The organism is Leifsonia sp. 71-9 (assembly GCF_001898805.1).
In the GTDB taxonomy this organism is placed as follows: Bacteria; Actinomycetota; Actinomycetes; order Actinomycetales; family Microbacteriaceae; genus Leifsonia.
The window spans coordinates 215908-239971 of the sequence record NZ_MKVJ01000018.1 but is presented as its reverse complement, the minus strand read 5'-3'; the positions used below and the strand labels follow the sequence as shown (position 1 = coordinate 239971).

Below are 24064 nucleotides of genomic sequence, written 5' to 3'. Positions count from 1 at the left end.
ATGAGCACCGTCTCCGCTCCCCCCGCGGCGGGCACCACGCCCGCCGCGGGGCCGCCGCCCCGTCGGCGCCGGCCGCTCGTGCAGCGCATCCTCGGCAAGAACCCGCTCGGCTGGCTCTTCGGCGCGCCGTACCTGCTGTTCGTGCTGGTGATCTTCGCCTACCCGCTCTGCTACGCCGTCTACATCTCGTTCTTCGACTACTTCTTCGCCGCCCCCGGCGCGAACGTCAACCAGCCCTTCGTCGGCTTGGACAACTACGTCCAGGTCTTCACGGACCCGGCCGTTCTGCAGTCGTTCCTGAACGTCGGCATCTTCCTGATCATCAACGTGCCCCTCACGGTGATCCTGTCGCTGGTGCTCGCGAGCGGGCTCAACAGCATCACGCGGTTCCGCACGTTCCTGCGGGTCAGCTACTACGTGCCGTACGTGACCGCGAGCGTCGCGATCATCGGCGTCTGGCTCTTCCTGTTCAGCGGGGACGGCCTGGTCAACCACATCCTCGGGCCGCTGGCGCCGAACCCGACCTGGTTCGTCAACCCGTGGCTCGCCATGCCGACCATCGCGATCTACGTCACCTGGAAGCAACTGGGCCTGTACATCCTGCTCTACCTCGCGGCGCTTCAGAACGTGCCGCAGGAGCTGTACGAGTCCGCTTCGACCGACGGGGCCGGCCGGGTCCGGCAGTTCTTCTCGGTGACGGTGCCGGGCGTCCGGCCCGCGACCGTGCTGGTGCTGCTGCTCTCGACCATCACCGGCGCCAACCTCTTCACCGAGCCGTACCTGCTCACCGGCGGAGGCGGCCCCGACGGCCACTCCACCTCGCCGGTGCTGCTCATCTACCAGCAGGGCATCCAGCAGGGGCACCCTGGCTACGCTGCGGCGATCGGCGTCGTGCTCGTGGTCCTGGTGCTGATCATCGGCTGGCTGCAGAACCGATTCGCGGGAGGACGAGACTGATGGCACGCAAAGACCTGGCGGCGTCCCGGGCGCTCAGCCGGCCGCAGGCGATCCTGCAGGGCGTCGTGCTGACGCTCGGCGCCATCGCCTTCCTGTTCCCCTTCTACTACATGCTCGTCGGCTCGCTGCAGACGACCCCGGACACCTCGATCGCCGGTGCGTTCCCGAACCCCGCGAACCTCACGCTGGAGAACTACGGGGCCATCAACTCTCGGATCAATCTGTGGTCGGGCCTCGCGAACTCGGGGATCTTCACGGGCGGAGTGCTGCTGTGCACGGTCGTCTTCGGCGTGCTGGCCGGATACGCGCTGTCGGTGCTGCAGTGGAAGGGGCGCGGCACGACGTTCGCGCTCGCTCTGCTGGTGCAGACCATCCCGTTCCAGCTGCTGATGATCCCGCTGTACGTCCTCATCGCCCGCAACTACGGGCTCGCGGACAACTATCTCGGGATGATCCTGCCGTTCGCGATCAACTCGGCCGCCGTGCTGATCTTCCGCCAGTACTTCCTCCAGCTGCCGCGCGAGCTGTTCGACGCGGCGCGGATCGACGGAGCGGGCGAGTTCACCGTGCTGTGGCGGGTCGCCCTTCCGCTGGTCCGGCCCGCCCTGGTCACCGTCGTGCTGCTGACCTTCATCGGCCCGTGGAACGAGTTCCTCTGGCCGTTCCTGATCACGAAGGAGGCGAGCATGCAGCCGCTCGCCGTGTCGCTGGCGAACTACATCAGCACCGTCGCGGCTTCGACGAGCAACCCCTTCGGCGCCATCCTCGCCGGCGCGGTCGTGCTCGCCGGCCCCGTCGTCGTGCTGTTCATCGTCTTCCAGCGCTACTTCACCTCGACCGACATCGGCTCGTCCGTCAAGGGCTGAGCCGCCCACCCCAAGGAGATCCGTGGATCCCGTCGACACCGTCCCCGTCACCGCCGACGCCCTGCGCGCCAGCTATCGGGAGGCCCTGGAGCACACGAACGCCCTCACCGACCGCATCTCGACCGACCAGTTCTCGGCCCGCTACGAGGACCGACCCGAGTGGGTGATCGGGCCGTTCGAGCGGGACGACCGGCTGACCTTCCGGCCGGAGGGCCAGTGGGACGACCCGACCGGTGTCGGCTGGACCAGCGACTCGGTCTTCAACCCCACCGTCATCGAGGCCGGCGACGCGCTCCACCTCTTCTACCGCGCGTCCCCGCGCAAGGAGTCGACGGCGAGCCGGATCGGTCACGCCGTGCACCGCGACGGCGTCTGGCACGACGATCCGGCCAACCCGGTCGTCTACCCGACGACGGCGAACGAGGCCCTCGGCTGCGAGGACCCCAAGGTCTACGAGGCCGACGGCCGCTACGTCCTCTTCTACAACGCGATCTGGCGCACCGAGGCCGGTGACGTCGCCTGCGACATCATGTCGGCCGTCTCCGACGACCTGACGACCTGGCGCAAGCTCGGCCTCGCGGTCCCGTACTCCGTCTCGCAGGGCTGGGCGAAGGGCGCGGTCGTCCCGCGGGACGAGCACGGACGCGCGGTGCGCATCGGCGGCGAGTACCTGATGTTCCTCTCGGAAGGCTGCGGAGGTCGGCCGATGGTCGGCCGCTCGGACGACCTCCTGACCTGGCGGTTCGAGGAGCAGCCGTACCTCGACCTGTCGCCGCTCCCCGGCAGCCTCTACGAGGTCGCCTGCGCGGCCGTCGAGGGCGACCGGATGGTGCTCGACTTCTTCTACGCCGACGCCGCGGGCGACTTCGCCGCGGGGCAGGCGCTCTACGCGCTCGACGCCCCCTTCACCCAGCTCGCCCTGCACCGCGGCGGCTCGCTGGCGTGGGGCGGCCTCCAGAAGCTCGGCGGACGCTGGTCGTTCGCGCAGGGCTGGGACGCCGCCCCGGGCGAGCGCGAACTCTTCTTCTACCGGGAGGTCATCCGATGACGAGCACACCGTTCCCCTACCGTCTCGTCCGGGAGGGCGTCGTCATGCCCCCCACTCCCGGGGATCCGCTCGAAGCCGAGGGGGTGCTCAACCCCGCCTCCGGCCGTGGCCCGGACGGCGAGCTCTACCTGCTCCCCCGGCTGGTCGCCGCCGGCAACGTCTCCCGCGTCGGGCTCGCCCGGGTGGTCATCGAGGGCGGCATCCCGGTCGGCGTCGAGCGGGTGGGCGTCGTGCTCGAGCCGGAGCGTGAGTTCGAGCGCGGCACGAGCAACGCCGGCGTCGAGGACCCGCGCATCACCTTCATCCCCCGGCTCGGGCTGCACGTGATGACCTACGTCGCGTACGGGCCGCTCGGTCCGCGCACCGCGGTCGCCGTCTCGGACGAGCTGCGCGAGTGGAGGCGGCTGGGCCCGGTGACCTTCGAGTACGACGACGCGATCGGAACCGACCTCGCCCTCTTCCCCAACAAGGACACGGTCTTCTTCCCCGAACCGGTCACCGCTCCGGACGGGACGCCGAGCCTCGCCGTGCTGCACCGGCCGGTCTGGGATCTCGACGAGATCCGCGCCGGGGAGGGCGCCCATCCACCGGCCGCCCTGGCCGAGTCGCGGCCCAGCATCTGGATCGCATTCCTGCCGCTGGACGCTGTGCTCGCGGACGAGCGCGAGCTCACCCGGTGGCGGCGGAACCGCTTCCTCGCCGGGCCCGAGCATCCGTTCGAGGAGCTGAAGATCGGGTCGGGTCCGGCGCCGATCCGCGTGCCGGAGGGCTGGCTCCTGCTGCACCACGGGGTCACCGGCCGGCTCGAGACCGGCGTCGCTCAGCAGCAGAACGTCAACTACGCCGCGGGCGCCATGATCCTCGACGCCGACGAGCCGTGGCGGGTGCTGCAGCGCACCGCCGAACCGCTGCTGGCGGCGGAGACGGACGACGAGCGCAGCGGGATCGTCCCGAACGTCGTGTTCCCGACCGCCATCGAGCGCATCGGGGATGTCGACTGGGTCTTCTACGGGATGGCCGATTCGAAGATCGGCGTCGCCCGGCTGTCGCGCAACGATCCTGCAGCACCCTGACGGCGAGCGTGTCGTGCTTGTCGCGCGCGACGTGGGACCCGTACGCTCAGCGGGAACCTGAAGGAGGGCGCGATGCGCTTCACCCGACCGCCGGCGACCCCGGCCTCCCGAGCCGTCGAGGAGCGCCGCGGCGAACCGCTCCTGAACCGCAGCCCGCTGCTCTTCGGGTACCTGATCACGCTCGGCGCCGTCGGCGCCGTCCTCACCGGCCTCATGCTCTACGGCCTGCGCTCGATCATCTTCTCCGTGTTCCTGGCCGCGTTCGCGACCGTCGGCCTCGACCCGCTGATCCGCTGGTTCCAGCGCCGGGGGATGAAGCGCGGCTGGGCGATCGTGACGGTCAGCCTCCTGCTCATCGGCGTGATCGTCGCGATCGTCTGGGTGGTGCTGCCGCTCGTCATCGAGCAGATCCAGTCCCTCGCCGTCTCCATCCCGAAGCAGATCTCGGCGCTCAAGGCGCAGGGCTGGTTCGACCCCGCGAACGAGACCAGCAACGGCACGCTGTCCGCCGTCCTGAACTGGATCGCGAAGGAGGTGCAGGATCCGCAGCTCTGGGCCAGCATCGGCTCCGGCCTGGTCGGCTTCGGCCTCTCGGTCGTGAACGGGCTCACCACCGGGTTCTTCATCGCCATCCTGACGCTCTACTTCATCGCCTCGTACGACACGACGAAGGCGTCGCTCTACCGCCTCGTCGCCCGCTCGCACCGCGACAGCTTCACGAAGTACACCGAACGCATCCTCCAGAACTTCGGCAAGTACCTGAGCGGGATGGTGGTGCTCGCGTTCTTCAACGCCGTCTACAGCACCATCCTGCTGCTCGTCACCGGCGTCCCCGGCGCGTTCCTCATCGGTATCGCCGCCTTCTTCATCACCCTCATCCCGCTGATCGGAACGGTGCTCACGACCGCGGTCATGACCGTGCTCGCGCTCATCCACTCCCCCGTCAGCGCGATCGTCGTCCTGATCTTCATGCTCGTGTACATGCAGGTGGAGGCGTACATCCTCACCCCCAAGGTCATGGGCAAGGCCGTTCAAGTGCCCGGCTCGGTCGTCCTCATCTCCGCCCTGGCCGGCTCGACGCTGTTCGGCCTGCCCGGGGCGCTCGTCGCCATCCCCATCTCCGCCGGCATCATCCTGATCATCAAAGAGATCGTGATGCCCCGCAAGGAGCTGCGCTGACCCTCGACACACCCCAGTTCGGGGGCATCAAGCATGAAACTCTCTGGGGTTGTTCGAGTGCGTTGCTAGTGTGAGATCGCTTCGGCCACCGCTCCTACGGTCGCTTCGGCCGGGAGTCATGTGATAGATGCGGATCGTTGTCCGCGCGCCGCAAAGTCGGCTGAGCCTACGGGCGATGAGCACTGGATTGCGCTAGTTGCTAGCGCAGCGGATTACCGGAGGTGGCCGAAGCGCCAATGTCTCTCGTCACACGCGATCAACTTTCTGATTTCGCGGCCCGATCCGAGCGCAACTATCTGTCGAGGATGAAGTTCGCCCAAAGAATGCAAAATCGAGGACGGCTTTGGAATGCTGCGCTGATCTCTCTGTCGACGGCGTCCGCGCTAGTCAGTGTTGCAATGCTGAAGGACGCGACGATTTACGGGCCGAACGGTGCGTATCTGTGGTGCGCAATCGGAGTCCTTACGCTTATTGCCTCGCTGGTTATTGCAAATGCCGGATACGGGGAGAAGGCTGCGCTACTTTTCGAGGCCTACAGACAGTTCCAGAGAATCTCCGTCGACGCGGATTTCGCAAGTCGAACGCTGCGTCTACGAGGGTCACGTCAACGCACGTTTGAGAGGCTGAACTCGGAGTACCAGCTTCTTTTGGATAGGACCCCTAACCACAGCCCGGTCGACTTTGCGCGCGCAATGACATGGCGCCTTGATCGCGAGGATGCCGCCAAGCCTGAAAGGCCGAGCTACAGGTACGTAAGTCTTGTGGAACTTGCTAAGTGGCGCGCGCTAATCGCCCTCGACATCGGCATCAATTGCATTCCGATAGTTCTCGCAATGGGCTCCGCAGCCTTGCTCGTACCGACCCTTGCTTGGATGATCGGTGGGTAGGACAGCTAGCGGGAGCCGCCGAATCTGGAATACCGCGGTGACAAAAGCCGCGATAGTCGCGGCGTTCGAGACCTTAGAGGCACGCGGAGCTACCGCCGCGCGGGACGGTATGACTGCCGCGAACTGGCGCACAAATCTCGACACCAACGTTCGATGGCTCAACCACAAGCTCCGGGCCCGCAGCTACAGGTTCGCGGGGTATCACCTGATCCTAAAACCGAAGGGTAGAGCCAAGGCCCCGAGGGAGATCTCTCAGCCTCGAATTCAAGACAGAGTAGTGCTCAAGTGCATGGCCAACTTCATGCGCGAGATGGCGCCCGTCGCGTCTGCTCCACTTGCGCAAGACGTTATTGCTCGCGTCATCTCTGCGCTATCAAGGCGTGAGTACACCCATTTTCTGAAGCTTGACATCCAGAACTTCTACCCCAGCATCGACCACGAATGGTTGCAGGCCGTCCTCAAGCACGCACTCAAAGACGAGAGCATCGTGCAACTGTTCATGGATGCTGCACGGGCACCGACGACTGGGTCACGGGTTTCTTCGAAAGGGCACTCCAATGCCATTGGCGTACCCCAGGGCCTTGCCATATCTAATGGACTGGCGGAATTGTGCCTAGCGCACCTTGACAAAGAAATGGCCTCGAGTGGGGTGGCATACTTTCGGTTTGTCGACGACGTACTCATTCTGTTGCCGTCGAAAGACACCGGTCCCGCGATGGTGGACGCGAAGCGACTTTTGGGTATGGCGAAACTCAGCCCACATCCCGTAGATGGATCTGGAAAGTCCGCGACCGGCGCGCTCTCAGAGCCGTTCGAGTACCTCGGCTACAGATTTGAGGGACCGAGGCTCACGGTTAGAAGGGAGTCGATTTCTCGCATTGAAGGCCGAATTGCGCGCGCCTTTACGGCCTACAAGTATGCCGTGATCCGAGCCAAGGGCGACGCCGAACGACTTGCCGTGGCGCAGCATCGGCTGGTTTGGCATATCGACCTCTTGATTACGGGCTGCAGATTTGAAGGTCATGCGGTCGGGTGGCTCGTCTACTTTTCTCAAATACGTCACCAGCAGTTGCTTCACCATCTCGACTCGATGATTTCGTCCAAGGCTGCCCGTTTCGGGGTCGCCGAGAACACCCAATTTAAACGATTTGTAGCCGCCTACCGCCTACTCGCGTCTCGGCGGCCCGACCGTTCCGGCTACATACCGAACTTCGACGAATGGACTATTGACCAGATGCGGACGGCGCTGAACCAGGTTTTTGGTGTTTCGCTGACAAGGCTGGCAAACGAAGGCGAAGCGAAATCCCTCTTTTACGCACGAATCCGAAAAGAGGTGAAAGACCTCGAGCGTGATGTCGAGGCCGTGGCCTACAGGTGACGAGTGGAGCCGTGCGTTTTGTCGCGGCAGCCTCACGCCGGGGATATCCGGTTCCACCCTCGACACACCCGAGGATCACTCGATTGGCGAAGCGGCCGAAACCCCTGCTAATGTTGAGCCTCGGTTCGGGTTACCGAATCGAATGCGCCTCTAGCTCAATCGGCAGAGCAATTGACTCTTAATCAATGGGTTCAGGGTTCAAGTCCCTGGGGGCGCACCACCGGAAAGCCCGGTCAGAAAGCATTCTGACCGGGCTTTCCTGCATCGGCGCGCTGTCCGTGGCAGCGCGTCGGAACACGACGGCGGGTAGTCTATCCGCGTGTACCACGCTCTGTGAGAGGTGACCTCATCCGTAATCGTGAACTGGACGCGCTCCGCGGTCTCGCCGCGGTGTCCGTCCTGCTCTATCATGTGCTCGCGCTGAACTGGTCGACCCTGCAGGACGGCGTCTACCTCAAGCCGGCCGCGAACCCGCTCGCGAATCTGCTCATCTTCTCGCCCCTCCACGTCGTCTGGCTCGGCGCCGAGGCCGTCTTCCTCTTCTTCATCCTGTCCGGGTTCGTCCTGACCAAGGCGGCGACGCGTCCCAGCTTCTCGTTGACCGCGTACTACCCGAGCCGCATCGTGCGTCTCTACGGCCCCGTGCTCGCGGCCATCGTGCTGGCCTGGCTGTCCTACGTTCTCATCCCGCACACCGCAGGTCCGGGCACCTCCCCCATCGTGGCCGCCCTCCCCGCCGACTACCCGCTGATCGACATCATCCACGACGCGACGCTGCTGGGCGGGACGTCGAACGCCATCGGGACACTGTGGTCGCTGCAGTGGGAGGTGGTGTTCTCGCTCGCACTGCCCGTGTACGTGCTCATCGTCCGGCGCTACCCGATCCCCGCTTCGATCCTGGCGCTCGTCATCTGCCTGATCGGCTGGGCGAACAACGACCCCGCGACGAGCTACCTCCCGATGTTCTTCTTCGGCGCGCTGCTCGCGCAGTACTGGGAGCAGATCACCCGCGTCTTCCGGTTCCTCACCGCGGATCGCTGGTGGACGCACGTCGCCGGTGTCGCGCTCACCCTGGCCGCCATCACGGCGATCACCTCGTTCTTCGTCATCGGCCGTCCCCTCGAGGCCCACGGCATCCCGGCCCGCGTCGCGACCATCCCCGTCGTGCTGCTCGGGATCATGCTGCTCATCGTCGTCGCGACCCTCTGGCGACCGCTGAGCCGGGTGCTGACGACGCGCGTGCTCCTGTTCCTCGGGACGATCTCGTTCAGCCTGTACCTGGTACACCGCCCGCTCATGATCGCCGTCGCGTACGTGATGGGGATCGGCCCCGTGCCCGCGCTCGTGGCGATCGTGCTCGCGCTCGCGGTGGCGACCGGTTTCTACTACGCGGCGGAGCGCCCTCTGCACCGGCTCTCCCAGCGGGTCGCCCGCTCCGTGCGGGCCGAGACGGAAGCGCGAGAATCAGAGCGAGCACTCGTCGACACTCACGACAAGGCCTGAGGCGCCGCAGCGTCATGCGGCGCGCCGCATCGGCGCGCCGGTGACCGCGACGAGGGCGGCGAGAACGCTGCCGTAGAGGATGCCGGTCCGCTGCGCGTACTCCGCCTGCAGCGCCTCGTCGTCGAACCCGAGATCGTTCCACGACCCCATCCCGCCGAACACCCACGCCTTGACGGCCGCGGCCAGCAGCTGCCGCGACTCCACGGAGAGCGTCGCCGGGGCGAGGTCGGGGTTGTACGGGATGAGCGCCTCCGGCGCAGCGAGAAGGTCCAGCGCTTCGCCGAACCACGCCGCCCAGGTGGTGAGCTCGGCGCGCTCAGCGAAGGCCCTGATCGTTTCGAGCGCGCTCCGCAGGTCGTCGCGCGCCACCGTCAGCGACGCCGGCGGCTCTGCTCGCCACGGCCGGCGGAGCGGATCGCCGATGAGCCGGACGGCCCAGATCCGCTGGTCGGGACGGTTCCGATCCTGCACGACCCACTGCGATCGCCAGAGCCGTGGACTGGGGCCGTCGCTGACCAGCGCCCACCGGCCTCCGTTCGCGAACGACGCAGCGACCGGGTCGGGAAGTCCGGAGGACGGCGAGCCGCCGACGACCAGGGACAGGCGGCGGGCCTTCGTGTCCTTCACGAACCTCAACCACGCGCCGACACCCTCGGCCGTCCACGTCCGCGTGCCCAGCAGCCGGCGCCGCGGGGACGTCGCCTGCACCGTCGCGACGTACTGGAACGCCGAGTTCGCGGTGTCGAGGTCGGGAGCGGGTCCGCTCCCGGACGCGAGCCAGTCGTTGCCGTGCAGGGTGAGCGCGATGAGCGCCGCGAGTTCGCCGTTCATACGGGAGATTCTGCCGCGTGCGGCGGCGGGCGCGCACTCAGGCGCTTCGCGGGGGCTCCGCCGTGGAGGAGACCTGACGCAGTTCGAGCAGCGGGCAGCTGAAGGGATCCGTGTCGCCGAGCCCCACCCTGTTGATGTGGCGCGTGACGATCGCGTAGGACTGGAGCAGTCCGGTCTCCGTGTAGGCGATCTCCCGCTCCTCGCAGTAGGCGCGGATGATCGGCGCGGCGCGGCGCAGATGCGGCCGCGGCATCGACGGGAACAGGTGGTGTTCGATCTGGTAGTTCAGGCCGCCCATCAGGAAGTCGAGGGTGCGGTTGCCGCGGATGTTGCGGCTCATCAGCACCTGCCGGCGCATGAAGTCGAGCTTCAGTCCGTGGGGCACCAGCGGCATCCCCTTGTGGTTCGGGGCGAACGACATCCCCATGTAGAAGCCGAACAGCCCGAGCTGCACGGCGAGGAACACCGCGGCGATGCCGGGCGACAGCACGAGGAAGACCAGGGCGAGGAAGCCCCCGATGCGCACCGCGAGGAACGCGATCTCCACCGGCCGACGCTTCACGGCCCCGTGCGAGAAGACGCGCCGCACGCTCGAGGCGTGCAGGGACAGCCCTTCGAGCAAGAGGATCGGGAAGAAGAACCAGCCCTGATGGCCGATCAGCCACCGAACCGCGGGCGACCGTTTGGCCGCGGCCTGGCTGGGGGTGAAGGAGATCACCGGCAGGTCGATGTCGGGGTCGGCGCCCTCCTGGTTCGGGTTGGCGTGGTGGCGCGTGTGCTTGTGCTGCCACCAGCCGTAGCTCATCCCGACGAACAGGTCGCCGACGAGGAGGCTGATCCAGTCGTTCCAGCGCCCCGAGCGGAAGATCTGCCGGTGGGCCGCGTCGTGACCCAGGAAGGCGATCTGGGTGAAGACGAAGGCGAAGCCGACGGCGGTGACGACCTGCCACCAGCTGTCGCCGATCACGAGGAAGACGGCGATCATGGCGGCGGTGACCACCGGGACGAGGATCAGCTTCGTCCAGTAGTAGCCGTACCGGCGATGCAGGAGACCGGCATCGCGGACGACGGTCGCGAGAGCGGAGTAACCGCCGTCGCGCGCCGTCGGATTCTCAGAGAGTTGCGACATCGCACACCTCGACTCGACTCGGATCGGATGGGACCGCGTCGAAGGTCTGGGGCGCTGTGCACACGACGATACGCCGCCCCACCGGGCGGTCAATCGGAGGACGCTGTGACCGCGGGAACTCGCAGCGAACTCCCGACGATGCGGCGGCTCAGGCCTCGACGCCGCGGCCGCTCCTCGAGCCCGAACCGCGCTTGCGCACCTCGCGCAGCACGATCTGCTCGGGGCACACGGTGGAGAGGAAGTCGCCCACCGACAGGGCGAGGCGGTCCCCCACCAGCGAGTACAGGATGCGGTTGGCGTCGCGGCGCTCGGAGACGAGGCCGGCTTGGCGCAGCACGCTCAGGTGCCGGGAGATGGTCGGGCCGGTGGCGTTGAAGCGCGCGGCGATCTCTCCCGCGGCGAGTTCGCCGTCCTTGAGGTCCTGCAGGATCTGCCGCCGCGTCGGGTGCGCGAGAGCGGCGAACACGTCGGTCGCGCTGTCGGTCATGGTTGCAATATAGCACCATTGCTATATACAGTTTCGCTATATTGCTAATAAGCGAAGGAGCAAGGTCATGCGCGTAGCCATCACCGGCGGCACGGGATTCGTCGGGCGCCATCTCGCCGAGCGGCTCGACCCCGCAGAGACGGTCGTCGTCTCGCGGCGCACCGGCACCGAGATCGACGACGTCGAGGCCCTGGCCGCGGCCTTCGCCGGCTGCGACGTCGTCGCCCACTGCGCGGGAATCAACCGCGAGCTCGGCGACCAGACCTTCCAGCGCGTCCACGTCGACGGGACCCGCGCGGTGGTGGAGGCCGCGCAGCGCGCCGGCGTGAAGCGCATCGTCATGGTCAGCTTCCTGCGCGCGCGGCCGGACTGCGGCTCGCCCTACCACGAGACCAAGTGGGCGGCGGAGGAGCTGATCCGCCATTCGGGGATCGACCACACCATCCTCAAGTCCGGGATGATCTACGGCCCCGGCGACCACATGGTGGACCACGTGACCCGCGCCGTGCGCACCCTCCCACTGTTCGCGACGGTCGGCTTCCGCGAGCGGACGGTCCGCCCGGTCCCCGTCGACGACGCGGTCGACGTGCTGGTCGCCGCCCTCGAGGCCCGCATCCCGGAGCCGACGGTGGCGGTCATGGGGGCCGACGAGTTCACACTGGGCGAGGCGGTCCGCCGGATCGCCCGGGTTGCGGACCGCCGCCCGGTCTTCTTCCCCGCGCCGGTCTGGACCATCCGCGCACTCGCGCAGCTCACCGAGTGGACGATGGTCGTCCCGCTCGTCGCGAAAGCGCAGGCGCGGATGCTCGACGAAGGCGTCAGCGCGCCCGCCCCGTTCGCACCCGAGCCGCCGGCCGGCATCCGCCCGTCCCGGCCGTTCGACGACGCGAGCATCCGGGCGGCACTCCCGGACGGGCGCTTCTCGCTGCGCGACCTGCGGATCGCCCGCCGGACCCTCGCCCGGTAGGCTCGTCCCGTGACCCGCCACAGCGACGACCTCGCCCTCGCCCTGCGCCTCGCCGACACCGCCGACCGGATCTCGTCGGAGCACTTCCGTGCCCTGGACCTCCGGATCGACACCAAGCCCGATCGGTCGTTCGTGACCGAGGCCGATCTGGCCGTGGAACGGGCGATCCGGGAGCTGATCGCCGCGGAACGGCCGGAGGACGGCATCCTGGGCGAGGAGTACGGCACCGAGGGCGACTCGGCGCGGCAGTGGATCATCGACCCGATCGACGGCACTGCCAACTATCTGCGCGGGGTGCCGGTCTGGGGAACGCTGATCGCGCTCGCGGTCGACGGGGTCCCCGTGGTCGGCGTCGTCAGCTCCCCCGCTCTCGGCCGGCGCTGGTGGGCGTCGACCGGCGAGGGCGCGTGGACCGCGGACGAGACCACCGGCGAACCGCGCCGCCTCCAGGTGTCGGGCGTCTCGGAGCTGGAGCACGCCTCCCTCAGCTTCCAGAGCATCGCGCAGTGGGACGACGCCGGCTACCTGGACAAGCTCGTCGCCCTGACCCGTGCCGTCTGGCGCGATCGCGCCTACGGCGACATGTGGTCGTACATGCTGCTCGCCGAGGGCGTGCTCGACGCGGTGGGCGAGTTCGACGTGAAGACCTACGACCTGGCCGCGCTCATCCCGATCGTGGAGGAGGCGGGAGGCGTGTTCACCTCGGTGGACGGCACCCCCGGCCCCGGGAACGGCTCGTCCCTCGCCAGCAACGGGCACCTGCACCCGGCGCTCCTCGCCGCCCTCGCCTGACTCGCGCCGGCGGCCCGCGACCCGCGGCCCGCGCCGCCGACCCGCGCCGACAGCCCCGGGCGTGGCCCTGACCACGATCGCCGGCCCACCCCTAGGCTGTACGCGTGAGCGCATCGACACTCGAACCCCTCGTCCACATCCAGGGATTCCGGATGGACTTCGGCCGCACGACGGTGATCCGCGACCTCTCGTTCGACATCGAGCGCGGCGAGACGTTCGGCTTCCTCGGCAGCAACGGATCCGGCAAGACCACGACGATCCGCGCCCTGCTCGGCATCTACCAGCCGACCGCGGGCGTGCTGCACATCGACGGCAAGCCGTTCTCGCCCGAGACCGGCGAGCGCCTCGGCTACCTGCCCGAGGAGCGCGGGCTCTACAAGAAGGAGTCCGTCATCGATGTGATGGTCTACTTCGGCCGACTGAAGGGGCTCGGCGCCGAGCAGGCCCGCCGCTGGTCGCGCGAGTACCTCGAGCGCGTCGGCCTCCCCGACAAGGAGAAGACGCGGCTGGACAAGCTCTCCGGCGGTCAGCAGCAGAAGGTGCAGCTGGGCGTCACGATCATGAACGACCCCGAGCTACTCATCCTCGACGAGCCGACGAAGGGCTTCGACCCGGTCAACCGGCGGCTGCTCATGGACATCATCGCCGATCAGAAGCGCGCGGGCTCCACCGTCATGATGGTCACCCACCAGATGGAGGAGGTCGAGCGCCTCTGCGACCGCGTCATCCTGCTCAAGGACGGCGTCTCGCGCGCCTACGGCACGGTGCCGGAGGTGCAGGAGCAGTTCGGCGGGACGATCATCCACGTCGACCACGACGGCATCGTGCCCGACTCCCCCGCCTACCGGATCGCGTCGGACGCCGGCGGGCGCGCAGAGCTCGAGGTCGCGAACGACGCGGACGACGCGGCCATCCTGCGCGGCCTGCTCGACGCGGGCCTGAACATCACCCGCTTCGCCCCCACCCGCAAGTCGCTCGACGACATCTTCGTCGAGGTCTACGGCGCCGAAAGCCGCCAGGAGGACTGACATGGCCCGCCACAACCTCTCCACCGTCATCTCGTTCGAGTTCAAGCGGACGGTCACCAAGCGGTCGTTCTGGGTGGTCACGCTCATCCTGCCGCTGCTGGTCTTCGGGCTCGGTGCGCTCATCATCTCCGCCAACGTCTCGACGTCGAACTCAGCGGACGCGCAGAAGAACGCGCGCTTCGACTTCCTCTACAGCGACGCCTCCGGGCTCGTGAACCCGACGATCGCGCGCGAGTACGGCGGCAAACAGATCGAGAGCGACGCGGAGGGCGTCGAGGAGGTCCAGATCGGCGGCACGAAGGCGTACTTCGACTACCCCGCCGACCCGAAGACCGAGACCGTGAAGGTCTACGGCGCCGACGCAGGCGTCTTCCAGAACGGCAAGTACTCCTCGGTCGCCGAGGCCCTGCTGTCCGCGAGCGTGGAGCAGCGGCTCGATTCGCCGACCGACGTCGCCATCCTGCGCGGCGAGGTGAACACCTCCACGACCACCTTCAAGGACGGTGCCGTGGCGCCCGGCTTCGAGGCCATCATCCCGGCGCTGATCTTCCTGGCGGCGTTCTTCATCGTGATCGTCTTCCTCGGCAACCAGATGCTGAACTCGACGCTCGAGGAGAAGGAGAACCGGGTCACGGAGATGATCCTGACCACGATCAACCCGACGAACCTGCTGATCGGCAAGGTGATCTCGCTGTTCGCCGTCGGCTTGATCCAGATAGCGGTGTTCGCGCTGCCGGTGCTGGTCGGGTACGTGTTCTTCCGAGATCAGCTGAACATCCCGAACCTCGATCTCAGCGGGCTGGTGTTCGACCCGCAGAAGATGATCGTGGGCTCGCTGATCCTGATCGGCGGCTTCGCCCTGTTCACGGGCACGCTGGTCGCGGTCGGCGCGGTCATGCCGACGGCGAAGGAGGCCGCCCCGGTCTTCTCGGTCGTGATCTTCGCCGTGGTCATCCCGCTGTACGCGTCGAGCTTCGCGATCAGCGCACCGGAGTCGCCGATCGTGCAGATCCTCGCGTACTTCCCGTTCACCGCGCCGATCACCGCGCTCATCCTGAACGCGTTCGGATCGCTGCCGCTGTGGCAGGCCATCGTGATCATCGCCGAGCTGTTCGTGCTCGCGGCGATCGTGCTGCGCCTGGCCGTCCGCCTCTTCCGCTACGGGTCCATCCAGTACTCGAGCCGCGTCAAGATCCGGGATGTGCTCAGCGCCCGCAGCGACGCGGACCGCGTGGCCCGCTGATGCGCGCCGTGACCATCGCCGAGCCGGGCGACCCGAGCGTCCTCCGGATCGGCGAGGTCGCGGATCCGGTGGCGCGCGACGGCGAGGTCGTCATCCGCGTGGCCGCCGCCGGGATCAACGGGGCCGACCTCAGCCAGCGGCGGGGTTTCTACCCGCCGCCGCCCGGCGCGCCGGAGTGGCCAGGGCTCGAGGTGTCGGGGACGATCGCGTCGGTCGGCGACGGCGTCGAGCGGTGGCGCATCGGCGACCGCGTCTGCGCCCTCCTGCCCGGTGGAGGCTACGCCGAGCTCGTCGCTGTGGATGCCGGACTCGTCCTCCCCGTGCCGGCGGACGTCGACCTCGTCGAGGCCGCGGATCTCCCGGAGGCGGTGGCCACCGTCTGGTCGAACGTCTTCCGCCTCGGCCGTCTCTCCGCCGGCGAGACGTTGCTGGTGCACGGCGGATCGAGCGGCATCGGCAGCACCGCGATCCAGCTCGGCCGCGCCTTCGGGGCACAGGTGATCGCGACGGCCGGCAGCGACGTCAAGACCGCCTTCTGCCGCGATCTGGGCGCGGACGCGGCGGTCGACTACCGCACCCAGGACTTCGTCGAGGCCGTCCTCGCGGTCACCGAGGGCCGAGGCGCCGACGTCGTGCTCGACATCGTCGGCGGCTCGTACATCGCCCGCGATCTCGACGCCCTCGCCGTGGGCGGCCGCATCATGTCGATCGCCACCCGCGAGAGCGCGCCCGCCGTGCTCGACGTCGGGCTGCTCATGCGCAAGCGCGCCCTCATCCACGGCACGACCCTGCGCGCACGCCCGCTCGCCGAGCGGCGCGAGATCATCGCGGACGTCGAGGAGCGGGTGTGGCCGCTGCTCAGAGACCGTCGTCTGCGCCCGGTGATCGACTCGGTGTTCCCGCTGGCCGACGCCGCGCAGGCGCACCGCCGGATGGAGTCCTCCGCCCACCTCGGGAAGATCCTGCTGCGCGTCGACTGACGGCGTCCACCCCCGCAGCCGCCGCGACGCCGATCACGTACGCCACGAGGTCCAGCGCCTGGAAGGTGCTGCCGAACACGAGAGACGCGCCCGGCACCGTGCGCGCGAGCGCGGCGGGCAGCGGCGTCAGCTGCAGCAGCTCGATCGCCCAGCAGAAGGCGAGAGCGGCGCCGGCCGTCGGCAGCAGCGGCGCGCGCGGCACGACCAGCGAGACGAGCAGGAACACGAGCACCGCGTAGAGGGCGTCGCCCGCGAAGCCGCCGACCTCGCCCGGCACCCCGGTGTGGACGGCGAGACCGACGGCGATCACGACGACGGCGCAGATGAGGAGGACGAGGCGGCGCATCCTCCGACGCTATCCGCCGCCCCGCAGGCGGGCATCGGCCGGACGGATGATCCGCCCCGTCGCAGGTGGGAGGATCGTTGCATGACCGATGCCGTGCCCTCCCCCGACTCCGCCGCCTCCTCCCCCTCCGACGCCGCCCTCCTGGCGCTGCCGAAGGCCGAACTGCACCTGCACATCGAGGGGACGCTGGAGCCGGAGCTCGCGTTCGAGCTCGCCGGCCGCAACGGGGTCTCGCTGCCGTACGGCTCGGTGGAGGAGCTGGCGGCGCAGTACCGATTCGAGGATCTGCAGTCCTTCCTCGACCTCTACTACGCGACGATGGACGTGCTCCGCACCGGCGACGACTTCGCCGAGCTGACCCGCCGCTACCTCGCACGCGCGGCCGAGCAGGGCGTGCGGCACGTCGAGCTGTTCTTCGACCCGCAGGCGCACGTCGCCCGGGGCCTGCGGATCGGGGAGGTCATCGGCGGGATCGGGACCGCCCTCGACGAGGCCGAGCGCGACCTCGGCATCACGAGCGGGCTGATCCTGTGCTTCCTGCGCGACGAATCGGTCGACTCGGCCGAGCAGATCCTGAGTGCCGGGCTGAGCCACACCGACCGGATCGTCGGCGTCGGCCTGGACTCCGCCGAGGTCGGCTATCCCCCCTCGCTCTTCGAGGGGGTCTACCGCCGCGCTCGCGAGGCCGGACTCCACGTCGTCGCCCACGCGGGCGAGGAGGGCCCCGCCGAGTACGTCCTCGAGGCGCTCGACCTGCTCGGCGCCGAGCGGATCGACCACGGCATCCGCTCGATCGAGGACCCGCAGCTCGTCGCCCGGCTCGCCGCCGAGCGCATCGCCCTCACGGTCTGCCCGCTGTCGAACCTGCGGCTGCGGGCGGTGCCGAACCTCGCCGACCATCCCCTGCACCGGCTCGACGAAGCGGGCGTCGCTGTCACCATCAACTCCGACGATCCGGCGTACTTCGGCGGCTACGTCGGCGACAACTTCATCGCCGTCCGGGATGCGCTGGGCCTGACCGCCGACCAGGCCGCGCGGTTCGCCCGCAACTCGATCGAGGCGTCGTTCGCGCCGGACAAGCGCAAGGCGGAGCTGCTCCAGGAGCTCGAGGCGTGGCGCGGATGAGCGCCCCCGAGCCGCAGTCCCTGGCGCTCCCGGATGGGCGCCTCGTGCGCTGGTTCGACACCGGAGGGGCCGCGGACGCCCGCGTGCTCTTCTGGCACCACGGCACGCCGCAGACCGGCGCGGTCATCGAGCCGATCGCTGACGCCGCCGCTGCCCGCGGGCTGCGGGTCGTCTCCTGCGCCCGCCCCGGCTATCCCGGGTCGGACGCACGGCCGGGCCGTTCGGTGGCCGACGCCGCTGCCGACGTCGTCGCCGTGCTCGACCACCTGGGCATCGGTGAAGTGGTCACCGCGGGAGCATCCGGCGGCGGACCGCACGCCCTCGCCCTCGCCGCGCTCGCGCCGGAGCGGGTGCGCGCCGCTGTCGTCCTCGCCGGCATCGCGCCCTACACCGCCTCCCCCGACTGGTTCACCGGGATGGCGGATCCGTCCGGCCTCGGTGCGGCACTCGGCGGCCGAGACGACCGGCTGGAGCACGCCCGCACCGCGGAGTTCGACCCGGACAGCTTCACGTCCCGCGATTTCGAGGCCCTGAACGCCGACTGGGGCCCGCTCGGTGCGGATGCCGGGGCCGGCGCCGCCGACGGGCCGGACGGCGAGGTCGACGACGACATCGCCTACGTCTCGCCCTGGGGCATCGACCTCGCGGCCGTGCGCTGCCCCGTTCTGCTCGTGCAGGGCGGCGCCGACCGGGTGGTCCCGCCGGGCCACGCGGCGCTCCAGCTGGAGCGCCTCCCGCGCGGCGAACTCTGGTTGCGCCCGCGCGAGGGCCACGTCTCCGTGCTCACCGGCCTCGGTGTCGCCCTCGACTGGGCGCTCAGCCGCTAGCCCAGCGCCGGCAGCAGCTTCTGAAACAGGTGCGCCGGTGCGTCGTGGTCGTCGCCGGTGCCGTTGATGACGATCGCGACGCTGTCCCCCGTCGCCGGGTCGTACATCGCGAGGGCCTGGTAGCCGAGACCGTTGCCGGTGTGGCCGATCCAGCCGTCGATCTCGCCCATCCCCATGCCGTAGGCGTCGTAGAACGGGCTGTTGGGGTCGTCGGTCGTCGGTGAGAGGGAGGCCGCCGCCGTGCGCTGCTCGGCCGTCGCGTCGCTGAGCAGCTCCCCGCTGCCGAGGATGCGGGCCCAGCGCCCGAGGTCGCGGATGGTCCCCGCCAATCCGCCGGCCGCCGAGAGCGAGTTCGCCGGGATCGCCGGGAGCAGCTCCGGGCTCTGGCCCTCGCCGCCGCCCTGGTACGGCTCGGCCAGCGGCGACGGGATGGGCTCGGAGTCGGGATAGGTGGTGGTGCTCAGACCGCGCGGGGTGAGGATGCCCTCCTGCACGACCTCGTACCAGGGCATGCCCGTGACCTTCTGCAGCACCTCCCCGAGCAGCACGGTGTTCGTGTTGGAGTACTCGTAGCGCGCGTCCGGTGCGAAGTCGTTGGGCTCGGAGAAGGCCGTCTGCAGGATCTCTGCGTCGGTCCAGTCGCGGGTCAGGTCGATCCGCAGGGCGTCCTGGAACGCCGGCGTCGCCGAGTAGTTCGGCAGCCCCGAGCGCATGCGCGCGAGCTCGCGCAGCGTGATGCGGTCGCCGTCGGGCACGCCGTCGACGTACTTCGCCACCGGGTCGTCCAGCGACAGCCTCCCTTCGTCGACCAGCTGGAGGATGGCCGTGACCGTGAACGACTTCGTGATGCTGCGGAAGGAGAACCGGTCGTCCGGGGTCACCGGCCGACCGCTCGCGACGTCGGCGACGCCGGAGACGCCGGTCCAGGTGACGTCGTCGTGCGTGACGGTGATCGCCCCGCCCGGGATACCGGTCGTGCGCAGCGCGTCGTCCAGCGCGGATTGCGCCGCGTGCTGCCAGTTGTCGGCCGTCGGATCCGCGGGTTGCGGCCGGGCCGCGCAGCCCGCTGCGGCGAGCAGGATGGCGAGGGAGACGGCGAGAGCACCGGCGACGCGGTTCTTCATGCTGCCATGGTGGCGCGTGGCCCACGCAGGACGCAAGGGCCGGGCCCCGCCGGTCGGATCGTCCGGAATCGGGCAGCGTCCCGACGGAGTGTGTGGCGCGTGTCGCTCCACGCCTCTGCCATGATGGCTGTCACTGCTCGCGGACGAGCAGAGTCGCTCGGTCCGCACGCCACGTCGGTTAGGAGAGACTGTGACGAGTACATCCGCTCCCGCGATCCCGAAGTCGGGGAACCTCAAACGGAGTCTCGGCCTGTGGGCCATCGTCGGCCTCGGCCTCGGGTACATGACGCCGACGGTGGTCTTCGACACGTTCGGGATGGTGGCGCGCGACACGGACAACGTCGTCCCGTCCGCGTACCTCGTCGCCCTGGTCGTGATGATGTTCACCGCGATCAGCTACGGCAAGATGGCGGGCGCCATCCCGAGTGCCGGCTCCGCCTACACGTACGTGCGGGAGTCGGTCCACCCGAACGTCGGATTCATGGTCGGCTGGACGTCGCTGATCGACTACGTCCTCCTGCCGATGGTCAACTGCCTGATCATCCGCAGCTACCTGGAGGCGATCTTCCCCGACGTGCCCGGCTGGATCTGGGTCGTCATCTACTGCGCCGTCGTCACCACCGTGATCTACCTGACCATGCGCGGCACCTCGAACATGAACATGCTCCTGCTGGTCTTCTCGATCGTCGTCATGGCGGTGTTCGTCATCATGGTCATCGCGCAGCTCGCGCAGGGCGAGGGCGGCGGCACCGTCGCCTCGATGCAGCCGTTCTTCCACGACGGCGTGACCCTCGGCGCGGTGCTCATGGGCGCCACCATCGTCTGCTTCTCGTTCATCGGCTTCGATGCCGTCACGATGTACGCGGAGGAGGCGAAGCACCCGAAGATCATGCCGAAGGCCATCCTCTTCACCGTCATCATCGGCGGCGCGATCTTCCTGATCGCTGCCTACTTCACGCAGCTGCGGTTCCCCTCCTCCACGGCGTTCCCGAGCGATGCGATCGAGGACAGCACGCTGCCGGAGATCGGGCTCCAGGTCGGCGGCCCCGTGCTGCAGGCGGTCCTGACCGCCGCCGGTTTCGCCGCCACCCTCGCGTCCGGCCTCGCCTCGCATGCCTCGGTGTCGCGCATGCTGCTCGTGATGGGCCGCAACAACGTCCTCCCCAAGCGCCTCTTCGGCTACATCAGCCCCAAGACGCACACCCCGACGTTCAACATCGTCCTCGTCGGTGTCATCAGCCTGCTGGCGGCGGCCTTCACCCTCGAACTGATCGCGGCGTTCATCAACTTCGGCGCCCTCATCGCGTTCACCTTCGTGAACATCTCCGTGATCGCCTGGTTCGCCATCCGCAAGGGCCGGCGCAAGACCCCGAAGGACATCTTCACGTTCATCGTCCTGCCCGGGATCGGCATGCTGATGACGGGAATCCTCTGGGCCAACCTGCACCCCGACGCCCTCATCGGCGGCGTCATCTGGGCGGCGATCGGGTTCGTCTACCTGCTGGTGCTGACCCGCGGCTTCCGCCGCAAGGCCGCCGCGTTCGACGAGGCCCAGCCCGTCACCGGCTTCAACAAGGCGATCAGCAAGGACGACGAGTAGGGCGGACCTCGCTGCGGACGGCCACGGCTCCGGCGGAGACTCCGGCTACGGCCGTCCGCGTGGTCCGCTCCGTTGCTCACCCGCGCGCGGCCCGTTGGCGGCTTCGAACGCGGCAAGGCGGCGACGCGCGACGAGCAGCCGGCGGACCCCGACGCCCGTCATCAGCACCCACAGGACGAGCTGCAGCGAGCCGATGACGGGGCCCCTGCCGCCGGGCGCGACGAGAAGAGCGATCGCCAGGACGCACCCGATCGCACCGGCGATGACGAAGACCAACCCGAACACGCGGACCCTCCCGATCGCGAGGCGCTGCAGGGCCAGTGACGGCGTCGGCGACGGCGAGAGCGGCCCCGGCTTCGCGCCGGCGACCGCCGCCCTCATCGCCTCGAAGAGGGCAGCGAGATCCTTGTCCCCCCTCCCGTAGTCCGTGCCGACCAGGGGCATGGACGAGCGCGTCACCGCGATCACGCGGGTCCGCGACCCCTGCGGCTCGAAGGTCAGCGCGATGGTGCCCGCGCGATACGCAAGGGTCGTCTTCCGGAAGAGGGTGCCCGCGTTCGGTCCCAGCTCGGAGACGCCCAGCCCCGGCACGGTCGCGACAGCCTGCCGGACGATGCCCGGCATCCGGTCGACCGTGACATCGAGATCCACGGTCGCACGCGCGCTCGACCAGCCCCGCATCTCGTTCATCCGCTCACCGAAGGTGGACACGCGCCGACGGTACACCCGGCCGCGCGGGATGGCCACAATGGGCGCAGGACGAAGGCCGCCCCGGATCCGGGACGGCCTTCGTGGTTCTGCGCCTGTTCGAACAACGCGCGACAGCGGCCTGGTGGTGGAGATGGGGGGAATCGAACCCCCGTCCACTGCTGTGGTCATGTGCCTTCTACGGGTGTAGCCAGTGAAGGCGTGTTCTCGGCCCCGGATCTTGCCACTGGCACCTGATCCGACGGGCCCAGCATCAGTTGAAGTCCCTCTGCGCCCTGATACTCAACGCAGAAGCTAGTCCTCTAGCTGACGCCAGGATCCGGGTAGAAGACGGTTCCCGGTCTGACGGTCTCTTAAATGGCGGAGGTGGACTTACGCCGCGAGGGCGAAGTCGGCCTTGGCCGAGACAGTGCTCTTGGAATTGGCACTTATTGTTTTGCATGCGTCGTTAACGAGATAAGCATGCATCCTCGACCCGCTTCTCACAGTCACGCAGACAATGTCGAAACCGATCATCCCCATGCGCAGCCTGGTGTGGCTGGGTCGCTGTCGCGCGCTGTTGAATTGTCCAGGTGCAGATCTCGCCGCTGCCGGCGAGCTTCTCATCATACAACAGCGCCGAGGGTCGTTCTATGCCACGATCGGTCCATGTCGGAGACGATGATCACGGTCCAGGGCGAGCACGAGGAACGACGGGCTGCGGAACGCGGCACGGTGAGGCTCCTCGTGACGTACGACGGCGAGTCCCGCCACGAGACGCTGGCGCTCGCGACCGAGCGTCAGGCCGAGCTCGCGGCCGGGCTGCGGGAGATCCAGAACGCCGATCACGGACCGGTGCTGCGCTGGTCGTCCGATCAGCTGCGGGTGTGGGGTGACCGCCCGTGGAGTCAGAGCGGGGAGCAGCTGCCGATCGTCCACCACGCACAGGTCGGCATCGAGGCGGAGTTCGCCGACACGGCGGTCCTGTCCGACTGGGTGGGCACGGTCTCCCTCCGCGACGGCGTCACGGTGGAGGGGGTGACCTGGAGCCTCGCCGACGACACCCTCCGGCGGCTCACCGAGGAGGTGTCGCAGCGCGCGGTCGAGGAGGCCGTGGCGAAGGCGCGCCGCTACGCCTCCGGTCTCGGGCTGTCCGCACTCCGCCCCGTCGCGCTCAGCGACCCGGGGCTGCTGGGCGATGCCGGCGCTCCCCTGCAGCCTGCGCCGCCGTTCGCTGCGCGCATGATGTCCGCGGATGCCGGGGGTGCCGCCCTGGCGCTCAAGCCGGACGAGATCCGCGTGGCCGTGCAAGTGCACGCCCGCTTCGCGGCGTCCTGATCAGGGTGCGCCCGAACCGGGCGTGGGGCCGGGCGTCGAGGGCGGGCGCGGGATGTCGGTGAGCGTCAGGATGCGCGTCACGGTGATCGTGTCGCCGCTGCGGTCGGTCCCGACCACGACGACCTCGTCGCCGGTGGCGAAGTCGGACTTGGTCGCCGGCTGCTTCGGGAGGCCGTAGGCGGTCGACGAGGTGAGCTTCACCGTCACGGTCGCACCGGCCGCCGTCTTCACGGTCCACGTCGAGTCGGAGGTGGACTCGAGGGTCCCGCGGACGAGTTCACGCTGCGTGCCGCCGTTCCCGTTCTGCGAGCCGCCCTGTCCGCTACCCGATCCGCCCGATCCGCCCGATCCGCCCTGGCCGCGGTTCCTGCCCTGGCCGGGCACGGCCCGCTCGCCCGGCGCCGCGTGATCGAACGCCGACACCGAGTGCGTCACCACGTTCACCGCGACGACCGTCCCCACGCCGACGATCCCGACCAGCACTACGATGCCGAGCACCAGGGTGGAGATCGCGAACGCGAGGCCGTGCCGCTTGTAGAACGGCTCGTGCACCGGCGGCACCGGCGGCACCGGCTGCGCCGGGGGCACCGGCTGCGCCGGGGGCATCGGTTGCGTCGGCTGGTTCTCGTCCATGATCACAGGAAAGCATGCGCAGCCCGCGATCGGACT

At 68.8% G+C, this 24064-nt stretch carries 23 protein-coding genes, 1 tRNA gene, 1 other RNA gene and 1 pseudogene; 18 read left to right on the top strand and 8 right to left on the bottom strand.

What is annotated here, in order from left to right:
- The 9 genes from BGO91_RS13990 to BGO91_RS13950 all read left to right on the top strand — a co-directional run bounded on the left by BGO91_RS13990 (window position 1) and on the right by BGO91_RS13950 (window position 8891).
- Window positions 1–957: a carbohydrate ABC transporter permease gene (locus tag BGO91_RS13990; protein ID WP_290473341.1), complete on the top strand. Its 957-nt coding sequence runs from the start codon at window positions 1–3 to the stop codon at window positions 955–957.
- Window positions 957–1823 carry a carbohydrate ABC transporter permease gene (locus BGO91_RS13985; protein WP_290473340.1) on the top strand — a complete coding sequence of 289 codons (867 nt, stop codon included), beginning with the start codon at window positions 957–959 and terminating at the stop codon, window positions 1821–1823. Before BGO91_RS13990 ends, BGO91_RS13985 begins: the two co-directional genes overlap by 1 nt.
- Window positions 1824–1845: 22 nt before the next feature.
- The gene (locus BGO91_RS13980) at window positions 1846–2871 is read left to right on the top strand and encodes a hypothetical protein (RefSeq protein ID WP_290473339.1); all 1026 of its coding nucleotides are present in this window, start codon (window positions 1846–1848) and stop codon (window positions 2869–2871) included.
- Window positions 2868–3944, top strand: a complete 1077-nt coding sequence (locus BGO91_RS13975) for a glycosidase (protein WP_290473338.1) — start codon at window positions 2868–2870, stop codon at window positions 3942–3944. The genes BGO91_RS13980 and BGO91_RS13975 overlap by 4 nt, the downstream gene beginning before the upstream one ends.
- A 72-nt stretch (window positions 3945–4016) precedes the next feature.
- The gene (locus tag BGO91_RS13970; protein ID WP_290473337.1) at window positions 4017–5123 is read left to right on the top strand and encodes an AI-2E family transporter; all 1107 of its coding nucleotides are present in this window, start codon (window positions 4017–4019) and stop codon (window positions 5121–5123) included.
- Window positions 5124–5344: 221 nt separating this feature from the next.
- Window positions 5345–6010 (top strand): SLATT domain-containing protein, encoded by a 666-nt coding sequence (locus BGO91_RS13965; protein ID WP_290473336.1) that lies wholly within the window; start codon window positions 5345–5347, stop codon window positions 6008–6010.
- Window positions 6011–6119: 109 nt separating this feature from the next.
- Window positions 6120–7388 carry an RNA-directed DNA polymerase gene (locus BGO91_RS13960; RefSeq protein ID WP_290473370.1) on the top strand — a complete coding sequence of 423 codons (1269 nt, stop codon included), beginning with the start codon at window positions 6120–6122 and terminating at the stop codon, window positions 7386–7388.
- A gap of 144 nt (window positions 7389–7532) precedes the next feature.
- Window positions 7533–7608 (top strand) — tRNA-Lys (locus BGO91_RS13955).
- Between the two features lie 113 nt (window positions 7609–7721).
- The gene (locus BGO91_RS13950) at window positions 7722–8891 is read left to right on the top strand and encodes an acyltransferase (RefSeq protein ID WP_290473335.1); all 1170 of its coding nucleotides are present in this window, start codon (window positions 7722–7724) and stop codon (window positions 8889–8891) included.
- A 12-nt stretch (window positions 8892–8903) separates the two neighbouring features.
- On the opposite strand, the gene BGO91_RS13945 is transcribed toward BGO91_RS13950, so the two are convergent.
- The 3 genes from BGO91_RS13945 to BGO91_RS13935 form a co-directional block, all read right to left on the bottom strand.
- A complete protein-coding gene (locus BGO91_RS13945) occupies window positions 8904–9722 on the bottom strand; it encodes a hypothetical protein (protein ID WP_290473334.1) in 819 nt (272 codons plus the stop codon).
- 37 nt (window positions 9723–9759) lie between these two features.
- On the bottom strand, window positions 9760–10851 hold the full coding sequence (locus BGO91_RS13940; protein WP_290473333.1) for an acyl-CoA desaturase: 1092 nt from the start codon (window positions 10849–10851) through the stop codon (window positions 9760–9762).
- Between the two features lie 148 nt (window positions 10852–10999).
- On the bottom strand, window positions 11000–11338 hold the full coding sequence (locus BGO91_RS13935; protein WP_290473332.1) for a metalloregulator ArsR/SmtB family transcription factor: 339 nt from the start codon (window positions 11336–11338) through the stop codon (window positions 11000–11002).
- Between the two features lie 67 nt (window positions 11339–11405).
- Here BGO91_RS13935 and BGO91_RS13930 point away from each other — a divergent pair, with 67 nt between their 5' ends.
- From BGO91_RS13930 to BGO91_RS13910, 5 genes are all read left to right on the top strand, one after another.
- On the top strand, window positions 11406–12305 hold the full coding sequence (locus BGO91_RS13930) for an NAD(P)H-binding protein (protein ID WP_290473331.1): 900 nt from the start codon (window positions 11406–11408) through the stop codon (window positions 12303–12305).
- 9 nt (window positions 12306–12314) lie between these two features.
- A complete protein-coding gene (gene hisN / locus BGO91_RS13925; RefSeq protein WP_290473330.1) occupies window positions 12315–13097 on the top strand; it encodes a histidinol-phosphatase in 783 nt (260 codons plus the stop codon).
- A gap of 152 nt (window positions 13098–13249) precedes the next feature.
- Window positions 13250–14125: an ABC transporter ATP-binding protein gene (locus BGO91_RS13920; RefSeq protein WP_290473369.1), complete on the top strand. Its 876-nt coding sequence runs from the start codon at window positions 13250–13252 to the stop codon at window positions 14123–14125.
- A gap of 1 nt (window position 14126) precedes the next feature.
- Window positions 14127–15368 (top strand): ABC transporter permease, encoded by a 1242-nt coding sequence (locus BGO91_RS13915; RefSeq protein WP_290473329.1) that lies wholly within the window; start codon window positions 14127–14129, stop codon window positions 15366–15368.
- A complete protein-coding gene (locus BGO91_RS13910) occupies window positions 15368–16348 on the top strand; it encodes an NAD(P)H-quinone oxidoreductase (RefSeq protein ID WP_290473328.1) in 981 nt (326 codons plus the stop codon). Before BGO91_RS13915 ends, BGO91_RS13910 begins: the two co-directional genes overlap by 1 nt.
- Window positions 16349–16385: 37 nt before the next feature.
- Here the strand turns inward: BGO91_RS13910 and BGO91_RS13905 are convergent.
- Window positions 16386–16694: pseudogene (locus BGO91_RS13905) on the bottom strand (DUF2809 domain-containing protein); the annotation flags it as partial.
- 81 nt (window positions 16695–16775) lie between these two features.
- Between BGO91_RS13905 and BGO91_RS13900 the strand changes: the two are divergent.
- Window positions 16776–17819: an adenosine deaminase gene (locus BGO91_RS13900; RefSeq protein ID WP_290473327.1), complete on the top strand. Its 1044-nt coding sequence runs from the start codon at window positions 16776–16778 to the stop codon at window positions 17817–17819.
- A complete protein-coding gene (locus tag BGO91_RS13895) occupies window positions 17816–18646 on the top strand; it encodes an alpha/beta hydrolase (protein WP_290473326.1) in 831 nt (276 codons plus the stop codon). Before BGO91_RS13900 ends, BGO91_RS13895 begins: the two co-directional genes overlap by 4 nt.
- Here BGO91_RS13895 and BGO91_RS13890 read toward each other — a convergent pair.
- Window positions 18643–19770 (bottom strand): serine hydrolase, encoded by a 1128-nt coding sequence (locus BGO91_RS13890; RefSeq protein WP_290473325.1) that lies wholly within the window; start codon window positions 19768–19770, stop codon window positions 18643–18645. The genes BGO91_RS13895 and BGO91_RS13890 overlap by 4 nt on opposite strands.
- 250 nt (window positions 19771–20020) lie before the next feature.
- On the opposite strand from BGO91_RS13890, the gene BGO91_RS13885 reads away from it, so the two are divergent.
- Window positions 20021–21370 (top strand): APC family permease, encoded by a 1350-nt coding sequence (locus BGO91_RS13885; RefSeq protein ID WP_290473368.1) that lies wholly within the window; start codon window positions 20021–20023, stop codon window positions 21368–21370.
- Window positions 21371–21415: 45 nt separating this feature from the next.
- On the opposite strand, the gene BGO91_RS13880 is transcribed toward BGO91_RS13885, so the two are convergent.
- Window positions 21416–22081, bottom strand: coding sequence for a hypothetical protein (locus BGO91_RS13880; RefSeq protein WP_290473324.1), 666 nt, complete (start codon window positions 22079–22081; stop codon window positions 21416–21418).
- A gap of 122 nt (window positions 22082–22203) precedes the next feature.
- Window positions 22204–22598: a transfer-messenger RNA gene (gene ssrA / locus BGO91_RS13875) on the bottom strand.
- 128 nt (window positions 22599–22726) lie between these two features.
- On the opposite strand from ssrA, the gene BGO91_RS13870 reads away from it, so the two are divergent.
- Window positions 22727–23395 (top strand): SIMPL domain-containing protein, encoded by a 669-nt coding sequence (locus BGO91_RS13870; protein ID WP_290473323.1) that lies wholly within the window; start codon window positions 22727–22729, stop codon window positions 23393–23395.
- On the opposite strand, the gene BGO91_RS13865 is transcribed toward BGO91_RS13870, so the two are convergent.
- Complete coding sequence (locus BGO91_RS13865; protein ID WP_290473322.1) at window positions 23396–24028, bottom strand: hypothetical protein; 633 nt, start codon at window positions 24026–24028, stop codon at window positions 23396–23398.
- Between the last annotated feature and the right edge of the window lie 36 nt (window positions 24029–24064).